Origin of the sequence: Candidatus Amarolinea aalborgensis, from assembly GCF_900491745.1 — a bacterium.
Lineage (GTDB): Bacteria > Chloroflexota > Anaerolineae > SSC4 > Amarolineaceae > Amarolinea > Amarolinea aalborgensis.
The window spans coordinates 265,942-279,284 of sequence record NZ_UETR01000005.1 but is presented as its reverse complement, the minus strand read 5'-3'; the positions used below and the strand labels follow the sequence as shown (position 1 = coordinate 279,284).

The window sequence follows — 13,343 nt, the reverse complement described above, 5'->3', positions numbered from 1 at the left end:
GACGCTCTCCCTGGCTCCATATGCCCGCGAACGCGTGGCTCTCATACCCCGCGAGTTGACAGGATCACCACCACATTCACAAACCCCATTGCCAGGAATGTAGCCGCCTTCTTCGCACGGCACAAACGCATGAAGGTGCGTAACACCAATAAACAACACAAACAGCAGAATACCGATGGTAAAAATGAGGGTTGATAGCTGTTTATGATTTCTCATAACGGTTGAAAACGCAACTGTTTACCTGTCTGTAACTGCGCCTGTTCAGCGTCCATCCGGTAGATCCTAAGCACCAGGTTGGCCCCAAAACTGGCGATACTGCCCTCGCGCGCATTCAGGAGTGTTTCACCCGGAGCCCATGCCACTGTGTAGCGGATCACGTCAGGCCCGGTAAACACATAGATAGCGCGCCATTTCTTATCCAGACTTTCAAGCGACAAACCCGGATGGACAAACGAAGGCCAAACCGGCGCCCTTACCGGAAAGATCGGCCCGGCAAACAGGCTGTGAACCGGAGTGCCTGGCGGCAGATCCCAAGCAATGCCATAAAATTGTCCGTGCGCTTTCACTTCGCGGTATGAACTGCAGTACGAAGCAGGCAAAGGACAGGGAAACTGAGAAAGAACGTGCGGTTGTACTGTTTTCTTCTGTTGTTTTAAGCGGAGATATGAATAAACAAGCAGCAGATTTACTATTATCAGGATACAAACCCCAATGGCAAGACTGCGTTTCATTATATTCAGACTAACCAAAAACCAAACAAATAGCAATAGCAAAAAATAAGACTGTCTCTATCCTGCCACAACTGTAAAATTACCTAAGGAAAGGAAATTATCAAGAGTAAGCGATTTTCCGCCAATAGAGCTCCCTACGGTCATCAATCCAGAAGCTCCCGGAACTTCGAAGCTTTCCGGAAGAAGATCATCAGAAAAATTATATGCAAGAGGTGCGAGAAAAGGCTTTACAGTCTGTAAAAAAGGCTTTAATGGACTTTCAAAATCGGCAGCGTAAAACTTCAAACTCCCGGCATTTGTCGGAGAAAATGCTATTACTTCAAAAGATCCAAAATCATTGCGAAGAGTTGGAGATACTCCCGGAAAAGGTTGAACAACTTGCTTAATTTGTCCATAAACAGCAATTACTATATGGTCTTTCATGTTTTTGATCTCCCTCAATTCAAGTCCTTCCGGATTAATAAACAATGGGAAAAGCGGTAGTTCGGTTGTTCCCCTGCCTTTGTTTGCTGTTCTCAACAAATCTGCCATAAGCTTCTCGTCGCTCACCACAATAGCCCCTTTTTGCATTGTTTTTTTCCAATTCAGTCCTTCCCAGGAATATGTTACAGTATGCGCGACTTCCTTTCCGCTTTTATCCTTATAAACCCATCCGCCGTCAGACCCTTGTTGCAATGAATATCTGGAAATTTCCGGTGGTTTGATGTTTAATACTGCGGGTGTTTCCGTTGCCGTTGGTCTTGCTGGTTTTACATCTTTTGGCACTGGGGGGGTATCTGTTGCGAGTGGTGGTGGAGTTGGAGTTCCAGTTTGAGTTGCAGAAGGAGGTGGTGTTTCTGTTGGAGGAGGGGTTGGAGTTCCTGTTGGAGAAAAAGGAGTTCCTGTTGGAGTTGCAGTATCGGTTGAAGGAGGAGTTCTATCTGGAGTTGGTGCTGCTTCTGTCGCTGTTGCTGCCGGGCTTGGAGACACGCCGGCGGGTGGCGAGCCGGGTGATGATGGAGGTGCAGTAGATGGAACGACGGTTCCAGAAGAAGCTGGGGCGCCCGGCCCGGCCGCCGGCGTGACGGTTTCAGCCGCGCGAGTTGATACGCGGCCGGCGATGGACGCTCCTGACTGACACGCGCTCAGGAGGAGCAGCGCGCAGACAGCCAGCCAGGCTGTGCATAGCAAATGACGCCGCATTTTCATCGTAAGCCTTCGCCCATCGGCTGCGTCCGCGCGGCGAGCGCCGATTCTCAGCTATCCCAGCCACGTCTCCGACGGCAGCACAGAAAGCGCAACAACCATCGGACCACGACCGGCCGTCAGTCTATCAAGCCGGCACGAGCATGGCCGACTGAGCCTTCACCTGCTCCAGCAAGAATTCCGGGGCAAAGTCGGCGCCATTCGGCCACTCGATGGTGCGGCTGGTCAAACGCACCTGTTGAAATCGTGTTTTGTCTCGTAGCGGTGCAAATACCTCGCCGTACAACTCCGGCTCCAAGTCAACGATGCCTTCGACGTCGTTGTTGAAGACGAGGCGGAGCCGGTAATCACCGACATACTCGACCTTGGTGACATGAACAAACATGGCTGTCCTCATGACAATGGATCAATCGGGCTTAGCAGTTGGCGGCGACGGGCGCGCTCCCAGTTCTCCACCAGTTCAGCGTGATGCTCATCAAGCCACGTCCAAATCAGACTGAGCGCGCGTCTCGGCATTTTCCCGGTCACACTGCCCGTTCCTATCTCCACAATGACTTCATAGTCTTGATACTCGGCATGAAAGTGCGGAGGCAGGTGATCATGGTAGTTCATGGTGATCTTGATGCCGTAGAACGTTGACAAGGTTGGCAGGGCTCATGCTTTCTACCGCTCTGTTTCTGGTGAGTATAGCACAAAACCAAAAGCGTTGCCAGTAGCTTCAATCTCGTGGACGGTTGCGACGCCGGCGACTTGATGCTTTGGCAGCCAGTTGGTATAATGTGCTTCCTGACCTGTTTCGATAACCAGGAGCAACCCACACGACCGCAATTGGGCATGGCATGAAATTTCAAGTCATCAGCGACATCGCGAATATCCAGCTCATTGCCAAGGGAAACGGCGTGGAAATCCGCCATTTTCTCAATCGCGCGTATGCTGAGGGGCGGAGAGTTCACTGGCGTAAGCTCAAAGGAATCGCACTCGTTGAGTATGCCAACGGTGAAATCTGGGAGGTTGAGTTGCATTGGTTTGAATCAACCGGTATCGGACGGAGAGATGAGAAGGATAAACGCAAAATCCGGAGAGTCGCATGAAATACGTACGTTGCCTGAAGAACAAGGCCTATATTCACTTTCATGGTCAGCCGTTACGCGATGAGGCACTGGCTAGCCTTACGGTGGGACGCGTTTACAAAGCCTTGCCGCCAACCGAGGATGAACGACGGCTGGGTGAATTGCGGATCATTGACAATGAAGGGGAGGATTACCTGTACCCCGCCGATTATTTTGAGACGGTCTCTTTTTCCGCCGCGCGTAAGCCAGACGAGACCGCAACGATCCACCTGGATGCGCTGACCAAAGACATCCTGCGCGCCGAAGCGATCGCCGCGCGGAAGACAATCAGCGCCTTGCTGCGCGATTGGATTGACGAGCGTTTGGATTTACCGGCCTGATGGCTTGACAACGCCCAGAACAGTGCTGCACCTCACATCCCCCAGACGGTGATGAGTCGCTCTTGGAACGGTTCCTCGCGGCGGAAGATCTTCTCTTCCCACGGTTTGCCCGGCGTGCGGTCGAAGATCACCAGGTGCGCCTCCTGCGCGCCGCAGCGATCGGCGTACTCCCAGGTCTGCGCTACGCCCTCGGCCAGGGTGGCCTCCAGCGATTTGTAAAGCACTTTCAGTTCGATCACACCGCGCTGCGCCTGGCGCATGTCGTCGCCCAGCGGCCACAGCACCAGCAGGTCGGTGCGCTTGCGCCCCAGGCCATACTCCCGCTCGACGCGGCCGCCGCCGTTGACGATGCGCTGCAAGAACGCCTGTAGGAGCAGCTGCGGACCCGCCTCCTTGTAGTCGAACCGCTCCACCCAACTCTCTGAATGTTCGCGGAAGAACTGCTGAAAGGCCGCCAACAGCTTCGACAAATCGAGCCGGCCGTCGGGCCGGATGTACCAGGCAGATTGAAAGGCGCTCTCGAAGTTGAGTTGAGTGATGAAGGTAAGCTGGCGGGGGATGATTTCGCCGTAGATGGGATTGGCGATCTGTGGGCCAAAGGCTGTGCGGCGGATCAGGCCGAGGTCGGCCACGTAGCGCAGGTCATCCTCGCTGACCGCACGCTCCAATTCGTACCCTTGCAGCATCGGCTCGATGACCCGGCGCACACGCGATTCCTTCAGCTTGTCGGTCAACTGATCCAGGTGCGTTTCGCGGCGCAGGATCAGGTTCTCCTTCGCTTCTTGGATCATCTCGGCGGTGATGGGCCGGCTGCGGTCGCGGCCCACGCGCATCGTAAATGTGGTCTCGTAGGCCAGCGCATTCACCAGCCAGGGCTGACCCTGTGTCAAATGCCAGACCGTCGCCAGCGCATCCGCCTCGAAGGCTTGACCGGTCTCCGCCGTGTGCTGCAGCAGCAGCCGCTCCACCTCTGGCTGCGTGAAGTCGCCCAGGCGCAATGACACCGCCTTGATGTTGAAGGCGCTGCCGCCCGTGATGATCTCCTGGCTCTGGCTGGAGTGGATGCGGTAGTCGCGCACGTCACGCACGCCGCACAGAATGACGCTTTGCGGGAAGGCCTGCGGCCGATGCGGATAGCCCGCGCGCAGCTGGCGCAGCACCGTGATGAGCAGGTCGCCCACCAGGGCATCAATCTCGTCAATGAACAGGATCGTGGGCTGGCTGGCCCCGCTGCACCAACGGTTGAGGAATTCGCTCAGCGAGGGCGCGCCCAGGTGGATCAAGTCACGCACGATGGCATCCGCGCGGTCGTCGCGCAAGGCCAGCCGCGCCTGGCCGCTCATCTCCTGCAGCAGCGCGGTCATGCCTTCATTGATCCGCTCGCGATAGCCCTGCGCCACTTCGAAGTTGACGTACAGGCAGCGGTAGCGGCCCTCCGCGTTCAGGTAGTCGCGCAGCGCCAGCAGCGCGGAAGTCTTGCCGGTTTGCCGGGGCGCATGCAGCACGAAGTACTTCTCTTGACTGATCAGGCTCAAGACGTCAGTTAGGTTGATCCGTTCAAGGGGAGAAAGACAATAGTGCTTCTCACAATTGACCGGCCCGGCCGTGTTGAAGAAACGCATAGGCACCTCGCTTGTCAGACAAACGTTACCACGGTTTCGGGCCGTTGGCAAACGCCGTCGGGGTCACCCCGCCCGTTGGTAGGCGGCCAGGGTCCGCTCGCGCGCCGCGCCATGATCCACGATGGGCGCCGGGTAATCCTGGCCGAGCACGCACCCAGCCGCGCGCTGTTCCATCGGCGTCATTTCCCATGGCCGGTGAATGAAGCGGGCCGGCACGCGGGCCAGCTCAGGCAGCCAGCGCCGTACGAACTCGCCGTTGGGATCGAATTTCTCGCCTTGCAGGACAGGGTTGAAAATGCGGAAATAGGGCGCGGCGTCGGTGCCCACGCCAGCCGTCCACTGCCAACCGCCGTTATTGGCCGCGGGGTCGCCATCCACCAGGTGCTGCATGAAAAAGCGCTCGCCCCAACGCCAGTCAATCAGCACGTCCTTCACCAGGAACGAGGCTACGATCATGCGGCCGCGGTTGTGCATCCAGCCGGTCTGCACGAGCTGGCGCATGGCCGCATCCACGATGGGGTAACCGGTGCGCCCCTCGCACCACGCGGCGAAGAAGGCCTCGTTGTTATCCCACGCAATCGTGCGCAGCTCGGGCCGGAACGCCTCGTGCAAGACGTTAGGAAAATGGTAGAGGATGCTGGCATAGAACTCGCGCCAGATCAGCTCATTGAGCCATACCTCCGCGCCGCGCCGGCTGGCGTCTGTGCGCGCCGTGTGCAGAATCTCATACGCCGCCGCGGCGGCCTGCCGCGCAGAGATCATGCCGAAGCGCAGGTAGGGCGACAAGCGTGAGGTGCCATCCAGGTCCGTGCGATCGCGTTCTTCGTGGTAGCGCACGATCGGCGCCGCGAGGACTTCGGCGAGCTCAGTCGAGCCGTCGCCGGCAAACTGCTGCAGACGCCGCTGCGCCTCTGCTTCGCCCGCCACAAAGGGCACGCTCGCCGGCAGGGCCGGCGTGATGGGCAGCGGCTCGCTCGCCAGGTTGGCCGGCGTGGGGATGACCGTCGGCGCGGGCAGCAGGGTCAGATTGGGCGGCAGCGCCTTCCACGCCCGGCTGAAGGGCGTGAAGACGGTGTAGGGCGCGCCGTCCGCTTTGCGCACGGCGTCAGGCGGAAAGACGGTGACGCCCGGCGTCAGCTGCAGGGGCAGGCGTTGAGCAACCTGCGCGTCACGCTGGCGCGCATACGGGGAGATGTCAGCCTGGGCGACGATCACGTGGGCATGCGTGGTCTCGATCAAGTGGCTGAGCACGGCAAGCGGCGCGCCGCGCAGCACAAGCAGCCGGCTTCCCCGGGCGCGCAGGTCGGCGTCGAGGGCGCGCAGGCCGTCGAACAAGAACGCCAGCCGCTTAGCGCCGGTGGTCGGCGCTGCGGTCAAGTGCGGATCGAGGATGAACAGTGGAATGACCTGGTCGGCCTGGGCCAGGGCGGCCGTCAGCGCCGGGTTGTCAGCCAGGCGCAGGTCGCGCCGTATCCACCAAACAGCAGTACTCATGGGTTTATCTCCGTGCGGCAAGTGCTCATCCTTCACGTTGGACTGCATCTGGTTATCTGACGGTCGGCATGCACCCGGCGTCACGGCGCATGACTCCAATCTGACCTACACGCAGGACTCCGGGGTGTATTTCAAATTGGGGACGTAGCCCCGCAGGGGCTTGCACCTCGTAGCCGGATGGCCTTTGGCCTCCGGCGGGGTTGCACCGGATGACCTTTGGCCTCCGGCGGGGTTGCACCGGATGACCTTTGGCCTCCGGCGGGGTTGCACCGGATGGCCTTTGGCCTCCGGCGGGTTTGCACCGGATGGCCTTTGGCCTCCGGCGGGTTTGCACCGGATGGCCTTTGGCCTCCGGCGGGGTTGCACCGGATGGCCTTTGGCCTCCGGCGGGGTTGCACCGGATGGCCTTTGGCCTCCGGCGGGGTTGCACCGGATGGCGTGCGCGCAACCAACGCCGCCCGACCGTGAACGGATCGGGCTACGAGGTGAAAGGCCCTATCGGGCCTGACAGCGGCCTTCGACAAGCTCAGGCCCCGTGCGGTGAGCCTGTCGAACCGTACGGTGAGCCTGTCGAACCGTGCGGTGAGCCTGTCGAACCGTGCGGTGAGCCTGTCGAACCGTGCGGTGAGCCTGTCGAACCGTGCGGTGAGCCTGTCGAACCGTGCGGTGAGCCGCTCACGACGAACACTCAATCGCCCGACCCGCTCCCAATCTGACCTGCACGCAGGACTCAGTGCGAACTTGCGCAAGGGTGCGGCATGGCATACACTGCTGGAACTTGACGAGTTTGTCCGGTGTAATCCACAAAATTGCCCTTAACAGGTGAGGAAGCGAAATCATGACCACGCAGCCACGCGTCAGCGAATCTCCCCGTTTTGTGCAGGCTACCTATCGCGGTCTGCCCGCCTTTGTATGCCGGTCGCCGTTCTGCACGGTGACCGTTTTACCGACCTGGGGCGCCAAGATCGCCTCGCTGCTGGATGCCGACGGCCGCGAGTGGCTTTGGCACAACCCTTACCTGCCCTGGCAACTGCCTGGCGCCACATCGTCCTACGTCCGCGAGGCGGACATCGGCGGCTGGGATGAATGTTTTCCAGCCGTTGGCTCGGGGCCGTATCCGCTGCCGCCGTGGCACGGCCGCCCGATTCGGGATCATGGCGAAGTGTGGGCGCACGCCTGGGATGTTGAGGATACGGCGGACGGCCTGCGCTTGGCGACCACAGGCGACGAATTTCCGTATCGTCTGACGCGCACGCTGCGACTGGCGCATGACGAGCCAGCGTTCGATCTGGTCTACGAGTTGACGAACTTTAGCGAGGCGTCGTTTGCCTATCTCTGGTGCGCCCATCCGCTGCTGGCGATCAGACCGGGGATGCAGCTGCGGCTGCCGGCGGGCAGTCCCGTGCGCACCACGGATCACGCATTGCCTGAGCGGTTCACCTGGCCGCGGGCAGGAGAATTGGATTTGACGCAAGTGCCTGCCCACGGTGCTGGCTGGGCGGCCAAACTGTACGTGGGGCCGCTGACCGAGGGCTGGGCAGCGCTGCGCGATCCAGGGAGCGGGCGGGAACTGCGTTTCGAGTTCGATCCTACGGAGGTGCCGTTTGTGGGGCTGTGGCTCAACTACGGCGGCTGGTCTGGCGCCGGCACGGCCCCGTACTTCAACCTGGGACTGGAACCGTGCACGGGCATGCCCGATGACCTGGCCACCGCCTCCGGTCCAGACTGGAACGCGTTTGCAACCGTCGCCGGCCGCAGCACACGCACCTGGTCTGTGCGCGTGCGCATCCGGTGACTCTCTGCGCCTGCCTTCGTCAAACTCGTATGCCCCTTCTAGGTTGAGCGCGGGGATTTTTGCCAGGAGAGTAGGACCATGCATCACCTGAATGAAACAGCCGGCACCTTGACCCTCATGGGGTCGGGGGAAATGACCACGACGATGGTCCATGTGCATCGCCTCATCATGGATGGCATCAAAGGCGCGGTGCAGCCGGTGTTCATTGACACACCGGCCAACTTTGAGTTGAACGTGGACAGCATCTCGCTGCGCGCCGTGGAATACTTTGCGACCCATTTTGGCCTGACCCTGGACACGATCTCTTTCCCAACGACAACCTATCCGACGCCCGGCCAGATGGAAGGGGTGCTGCGCAAGCTGCGGCGCGCGAACTATCTCTTCGCCGGGCCGGGCAGTCCCACCTATGCGGTGCGCGCCTGGCGTCATACGGCTGTCTTCGAGACCATGGCCGGCAAACTGGCATCGGGCAGCCACCTGGTCTTTGCCAGCGCCGCCGTCACCGCCATGGGCCGGTGGACGCTGCCGGTCTACGAGATTTACAAGGTTGGCCTCGATCTGCACTGGATCGAAGGGCTTGATCTGTTGGGCCGTTACGGCCTTGACCTGGCCGTGGTGCCGCACTGGAACAACAGCAGCGGCGAGACCCATGACACCTCGCGCTGTTTCATGGGCGAAGTGCGTCTGCGCAAGCTGGAGCAGATGCTGCCGCGCACGATCGTGATCCTGGGCATTGATGAATTTACCGCGTGCATCATCGAGCCGGGCGCCCAACGCTGCCGCGTGTTCGGTCAGGGCGCGGTCACCATCCGCACCCTGGATGGCGCGCCGGATCGGGTCTTCGCCAGCGGCGAGACATTCTCTTTCGACGAACTGCGCCACCAGGGCAGTGGCCGCCGGCCGGCCGCCGACAGCCTGGCGCCCACCGATCCATCGGCTGCGCTGTACAACCAGGCGAGCGAGGTGGCGCATACGTTTCGCCATGCGCTGTACGGGGATCGCAATCCAGCCAGCGCGGTTGGCTACATCCACGCGCTGCTGGAAGCCATTCAGACCGCAGCGCCAACCGGCCTGCATGCAGCCGTGTCGAATGAAATCGAGTTGATGGTGCGTGAAATGCTGGCCCTGCTGGCGATCTGGCTCGAAGAAGCCAGTCAGCGCGGCTTTGCTGCGGCGCCGTTGATCGCGGACCTCGTCGCGTTACGCCAGAAGCTGCGCACCGATAAGCAGTGGGCGTTGGCCGATCAACTGCGCGCCACGCTGGACGCGCATAACGTGATTATCGAAGATGCGCGCGACAGCAGCAGTTGGCGCTGGGCCGAATGAGCGGACGGCTGCTTACGGCCGCAGATAGGTCGCAAAGAAGTCAAGGCTGCGCTGAATCAGGAGATCATCGCTGCGGCCGGTGAAGATGTGGCCCTGGCCGGGGTAGGTGAAGCATTCCACCGTTTTGCCCAGCTTCTGCAAGCGGTTGCATAAGTCGGCGGCGATGAACAGCGGAATACCGGCATCGTCCGCGCCGTGGTGGATGCTGATCGCGCCCTGCACCCGATCGAGGTGAAAGAGCGGTGAAATCTCGCGCACAATCTCCGGCGGCGTGTGGTATTCAACCGCGCCCCGCTGGCCGGCGCTGGCACGGTAGACATAATCGAAATTGCGCTGCTCGTCGCCGCTGAGCGCGGCGTACAGCACCGTCGCCTGGACCAGCGGGCTGATGGTGATGACGCGCAGCGCCAGCCCGCCGCCCAGGCTGTGCCCCCACAGCCCGATATGCTGCGGATCGGCCGCGGCCAGCAGCCCGGGCTGGCCGCCCTGCGTCTGCACGATGGCGATCAGGTTCAAGATGTCAGCCGTCATCCCCGTGCGGAACACGTCCGCTCCCTCGTCCGAAGGCGGGAAGTTGCGCAGGTTGGGGTGGATGACGATGTACCCAGCGCGCGCCAGCGCATCGGCATAGCGCGTGGTGTAGGTCAGGACGCCGTATTGCGACGGCTCGACATAACCATGAAGGACGATGATCACCGGAAACGGCCCCGACCCCGTTGGCGTGTCCATGAAGCCATAGATGGTCAGCCCATCGCTTGCATAAGTGATCAAGTTGCGTGTGAAACCCCGCTCCGTCCCTTGTTTGCCGCGATCAGTCAGCGTTCCGCCGCCGTAGGTGCGTGCGGCCATCGCGGCAATGGTCCACGCGGCTGCCTGGTTGGGCGCAACGGACGACGACGCGGTGGGCGTCGCCTGCACCGCGCTAGTCGCGGTTGGAAACGGCGCCACAGCGGTGGGCGTCGCCGTGTCCGTGGGGGTTGGGGCGCGTGTATCGGTGGCCGTGGGGCTGGCCGTGGCCGTAGGATCGGCCGTGGCCGTTATGACGGCGGTTGCGGTCGGCGCAGCGGTTGCGACCGACCCCGGCGTTGCCGACACCGTGGACGCGACGGCTGCAGCCTGGCGCTGCTCGGCGGCCGTGCTGCTGTCGCCCTGACAGGCCGCCAGCCATCCCAGCACGACCAGCAGCGCCGCCAACAAGGCCATGCCTCTGCCCGATCTCCGAGCCTGGCGCTCGATCTGTCTTGTGCCAGCCCGCCAAGCCCATAAGCGCCAACGCTTCACGGCGCGCACGCCCCAGCGAGGTCTTTGAGCCAAGCGGTCAATGGGCGCGCTGCATCCTCGCGCATGCGCGAACCATCGAAGGTGAGTGTTTTGATCATGATTCTTCCCGACATGACATGAAAGCAGCAGGATTGAGATGAGTATACTGGCCTGGATTACCCCGCGCTGCTAGAATTCTTACAGATGCCGCCGTTACAGACCGACGGTCTTGTGCGTCCTGATTATCATGTTTGCTTCGACCGTGCTACAATAGCAGCCCTGTAGCCCCCCACGTACAACCTCGAATGGACCTCAACCTTACCAGCGCGTCAACTTTTGAGTATGGGGAGGCATTGCCGATGTCGCGGCGTTTAGCGCAACGATTGAATGCTTCACGGCAGAACCAGTTCGTTGGACGAGCCACCGAAGTGGCGCTGTTTCGCGCTGCCCTGGAAGCTGACGAACTTCCGTTTAATGTCTTGTACGTCTTTGGGCCGGGCGGAATTGGCAAAACCACGCTGATGCGCACCTTGACTGCGTTGTCAGAAGAAGCGCAGGTTGCCACGTTGTATCTCGATGCGCGCAACCTGGAGCCAACCCCTGAGTCGTTCTTGATGGCCCTTCATCTCTTGCTCCAACTGCCCCCTGGCGTCACGGCCACGCAGGCGCTGGCCGAGCGGACGGATCGGCTGGTGATCTTCCTGGATACCTATGAGTTGATTGCCCCTCTGGATCACTGGCTGAGTAATACCTTCTTGCCCCAATGGTCTGACAGCATTTTGACCGTGATCGCTGGTCGCCGGCCCCTCTCGCCTGCCTGGCACGCGGACCCCGGTTGGCGCAGTCTGGTCAGGGTTGTGTCCCTGCGCAACCTCAGCCCGGACGAGAGCGCGTCCTATCTGAACAAGGCGCACGTACCGACTGAACAACATGAACGCATCGTGACCTTTACGCACGGTCATCCGCTGGCGCTTTCGCTGATTGCCGACCTGTTTGCGCAGCGGCAGGAAATTAGCTTTCAACCGGAGGCTGCGCTCGACATCGTCCGCACGCTGGTGGAGCAGTTGGCGCGTAAAGTGCCCGGGCCGGCCCATCGTGCAGCTTTGGAGGCATGCGCCATGGTGCGCCTGATGACTGAGGCGATCTTGGCCGAGATGCTGGGCATTCCCGATGTCCATGACCTGTTCGACTGGCTGTGCAGCCTGTCGTTTGTTGAAACTGGACCCCAGGGCGTCTTTCCCCATGACCTGGCGCGCGACTCGCTGGCCGCGGACCTACGCTGGCGTAATCCTGACTGGTACGCGGAACTGCACAAGCGCGCTCGCACCTATTATCTCAGCCGCCTGCAGCACACCCAGGGACCAGAGCAGCAGCGCTATCTGTTCGACTTGATTTTCCTGCATCGAGACAATCCGGCGGTTCGCCCCTATTTTGAATGGCAGGCTTCAGGCGGCAATGTGATGATGGATGCGTTCCGTCCCACTGATGAACCTGGCATCTTGGCCTTGGTAAAACAGCACGAAGGAGCAGAGTCGGCGCAGTTGGCCGCCTACTGGATCAAACGCCAGCCTAAGGGGGTCCTTGTGGCGCGGGAGCACGGCGCCGCCGCTGGCGATTTGCCGGCCGGCCTCCTCGTGATGGTCGCCTTGCATCAAATCAGCGCGGAAGACGCCCAGGTTGACCCGGCCGTGGGTAAAGCCTGGGCGTATGTGCAGCGCCATGCGCCCCTGCGCACAGGCGAATCAGCCACGCTCTTCCGCTATTGGATGGCGCGCGACACCTACCAGGCCGTATCGCCCGTGCAAAGCCTGTTGTTTGTGACCATCGTACGCCACTATCTCACCACGCCCGGCCTCGTCTACACGATCTTTCCTTGCTTGCAGCCCGATTTTTGGATGGGCGTCCTCACCTACGCAGATTTGCTGCGCGTGCCAGAGCTTGATTTTCATGTCGGCAGCCAGGTTTACGGCGCTTTTGGGCACAATTGGCGCACCGTGCCGCCATTGGCCTGGCTGGCGTTGTTGGGCGAACGTGAGATCGCAAATGCCAGTGTGACCCCGCCGCCGCCCACCGCGGCGCCGTTGATGGTCTTGAGCGAGGCCGAGTTCGCCAATGCAGTGCGTGATGCCTTGCGCGATCTGACGCGGCACAACCTGCTGCAGGCCAATCCCCTGCTGCGCTCGCGCGTCGTCAACGACCAAGCCAGTCCACAGGCCAACCAAATCGAACGGATTAGCGTGCTGCAGACCTTGTTGAAAGAGGCGGCCGATACGCTGCAGCAGACGCCGCGCGATGTGAAGTTCTACCGTGTGTTGTATCACACCTATTTGCACCCGGCCCCCACCCAGGAACAGGCGGCTGAGCTGCTCGATCTGCCCTTTAGCACGTACCGCCGTCATCTCAAGACCGCCATCGAGCGCGTCACTGATGTGCTGTGGCAGCGGGAGATTGGCGGCCTGACAGGCTGAGCGGTGCGAGCG

13 protein-coding genes are annotated in these 13,343 nt (G+C 60.9%); 6 read left to right on the top strand and 7 right to left on the bottom strand.

The genetic code is table 11. The features are described from left to right. Nucleotides 1-212: 212 nt before the first annotated feature. Nucleotides 213-731: a hypothetical protein gene (locus ACPQ6D_RS09300; RefSeq protein WP_423224037.1), complete on the bottom strand. Its 519-nt coding sequence runs from the start codon at nucleotides 729-731 to the stop codon at nucleotides 213-215. A 57-nt stretch (nucleotides 732-788) separates the two neighbouring features. Beyond that, entirely contained in the window at nucleotides 789-1,496 is a 708-nt protein-coding gene (locus ACPQ6D_RS09295) for a hypothetical protein (protein WP_423224036.1), read from the bottom strand. Between the two features lie 14 nt (nucleotides 1,497-1,510). On the opposite strand from ACPQ6D_RS09295, the gene ACPQ6D_RS09290 reads away from it, so the two are divergent. Then, nucleotides 1,511-1,741 carry a hypothetical protein gene (locus tag ACPQ6D_RS09290; protein ID WP_423224035.1) on the top strand — a complete coding sequence of 77 codons (231 nt, stop codon included), beginning with the start codon at nucleotides 1,511-1,513 and terminating at the stop codon, nucleotides 1,739-1,741. Nucleotides 1,742-2,043: 302 nt separating this feature from the next. Here ACPQ6D_RS09290 and ACPQ6D_RS09285 read toward each other — a convergent pair whose 3' ends face one another. Both ACPQ6D_RS09285 and ACPQ6D_RS09280 read right to left on the bottom strand, forming a co-directional pair. Continuing rightward, a complete protein-coding gene (locus tag ACPQ6D_RS09285) occupies nucleotides 2,044-2,301 on the bottom strand; it encodes a DUF2442 domain-containing protein (RefSeq protein WP_423224034.1) in 258 nt (85 codons plus the stop codon). 8 nt (nucleotides 2,302-2,309) lie between these two features. Beyond that, nucleotides 2,310-2,558 (bottom strand): DUF4160 domain-containing protein, encoded by a 249-nt coding sequence (locus ACPQ6D_RS09280; RefSeq protein ID WP_423224033.1) that lies wholly within the window; start codon nucleotides 2,556-2,558, stop codon nucleotides 2,310-2,312. 197 nt (nucleotides 2,559-2,755) lie between these two features. Here ACPQ6D_RS09280 and ACPQ6D_RS09275 point away from each other — a divergent pair, with 197 nt between their 5' ends. Together ACPQ6D_RS09275 and ACPQ6D_RS09270 are read left to right on the top strand one after the other, a co-directional pair. Further along, nucleotides 2,756-3,007 carry a hypothetical protein gene (locus tag ACPQ6D_RS09275; RefSeq protein ID WP_423224032.1) on the top strand — a complete coding sequence of 84 codons (252 nt, stop codon included), beginning with the start codon at nucleotides 2,756-2,758 and terminating at the stop codon, nucleotides 3,005-3,007. Beyond that, entirely contained in the window at nucleotides 3,004-3,366 is a 363-nt protein-coding gene (locus ACPQ6D_RS09270; RefSeq protein WP_423224031.1) for a hypothetical protein, read from the top strand. The genes ACPQ6D_RS09275 and ACPQ6D_RS09270 overlap by 4 nt, the downstream gene beginning before the upstream one ends. A 32-nt stretch (nucleotides 3,367-3,398) precedes the next feature. On the opposite strand, the gene ACPQ6D_RS09265 is transcribed toward ACPQ6D_RS09270, so the two are convergent. Both ACPQ6D_RS09265 and ACPQ6D_RS09260 read right to left on the bottom strand, forming a co-directional pair. Further along, nucleotides 3,399-4,988 carry an ATP-binding protein gene (locus ACPQ6D_RS09265; protein WP_423224030.1) on the bottom strand — a complete coding sequence of 530 codons (1,590 nt, stop codon included), beginning with the start codon at nucleotides 4,986-4,988 and terminating at the stop codon, nucleotides 3,399-3,401. Between the two features lie 63 nt (nucleotides 4,989-5,051). Beyond that, a complete protein-coding gene (locus ACPQ6D_RS09260; protein WP_423224029.1) occupies nucleotides 5,052-6,482 on the bottom strand; it encodes a cryptochrome/photolyase family protein in 1,431 nt (476 codons plus the stop codon). Nucleotides 6,483-7,320: 838 nt separating this feature from the next. On the opposite strand from ACPQ6D_RS09260, the gene ACPQ6D_RS09255 reads away from it, so the two are divergent. Continuing rightward, entirely contained in the window at nucleotides 7,321-8,277 is a 957-nt protein-coding gene (locus tag ACPQ6D_RS09255; protein WP_423224028.1) for a hypothetical protein, read from the top strand. Between the two features lie 78 nt (nucleotides 8,278-8,355). Continuing rightward, the gene (locus ACPQ6D_RS09250; protein ID WP_423224027.1) at nucleotides 8,356-9,603 is read left to right on the top strand and encodes a cysteine--tRNA ligase; all 1,248 of its coding nucleotides are present in this window, start codon (nucleotides 8,356-8,358) and stop codon (nucleotides 9,601-9,603) included. A 12-nt stretch (nucleotides 9,604-9,615) separates the two neighbouring features. Here ACPQ6D_RS09250 and ACPQ6D_RS09245 read toward each other — a convergent pair whose 3' ends face one another. After that, complete coding sequence (locus ACPQ6D_RS09245) at nucleotides 9,616-10,806, bottom strand: alpha/beta hydrolase family protein (protein WP_423224026.1); 1,191 nt, start codon at nucleotides 10,804-10,806, stop codon at nucleotides 9,616-9,618. A 416-nt stretch (nucleotides 10,807-11,222) separates the two neighbouring features. Here ACPQ6D_RS09245 and ACPQ6D_RS09240 point away from each other — a divergent pair, with 416 nt between their 5' ends. Continuing rightward, nucleotides 11,223-13,331 carry an AAA family ATPase gene (locus tag ACPQ6D_RS09240; RefSeq protein ID WP_423224025.1) on the top strand — a complete coding sequence of 703 codons (2,109 nt, stop codon included), beginning with the start codon at nucleotides 11,223-11,225 and terminating at the stop codon, nucleotides 13,329-13,331. Nucleotides 13,332-13,343 lie beyond the last annotated feature (12 nt).

Coding starts and splice junctions, on each gene's coding strand:
- ACPQ6D_RS09300 (WP_423224037.1), bottom strand. CDS start 731: ATGAAACGCAGTCTTGCCATTGGGGTTTGTATCCTGATAATAGTAAAT.
- ACPQ6D_RS09285 (WP_423224034.1), bottom strand. CDS start 2,301: ATGTTTGTTCATGTCACCAAGGTCGAGTATGTCGGTGATTACCGGCTC.
- ACPQ6D_RS09275 (WP_423224032.1), top strand. CDS start 2,756: ATGAAATTTCAAGTCATCAGCGACATCGCGAATATCCAGCTCATTGCC.
- ACPQ6D_RS09270 (WP_423224031.1), top strand. CDS start 3,004: ATGAAATACGTACGTTGCCTGAAGAACAAGGCCTATATTCACTTTCAT.
- ACPQ6D_RS09265 (WP_423224030.1), bottom strand. CDS start 4,988: ATGCGTTTCTTCAACACGGCCGGGCCGGTCAATTGTGAGAAGCACTAT.
- ACPQ6D_RS09260 (WP_423224029.1), bottom strand. CDS start 6,482: ATGAGTACTGCTGTTTGGTGGATACGGCGCGACCTGCGCCTGGCTGAC.
- ACPQ6D_RS09255 (WP_423224028.1), top strand. CDS start 7,321: ATGACCACGCAGCCACGCGTCAGCGAATCTCCCCGTTTTGTGCAGGCT.
- ACPQ6D_RS09250 (WP_423224027.1), top strand. CDS start 8,356: ATGCATCACCTGAATGAAACAGCCGGCACCTTGACCCTCATGGGGTCG.
- ACPQ6D_RS09245 (WP_423224026.1), bottom strand. CDS start 10,806: ATGGCCTTGTTGGCGGCGCTGCTGGTCGTGCTGGGATGGCTGGCGGCC.
- ACPQ6D_RS09240 (WP_423224025.1), top strand. CDS start 11,223: ATGTCGCGGCGTTTAGCGCAACGATTGAATGCTTCACGGCAGAACCAG.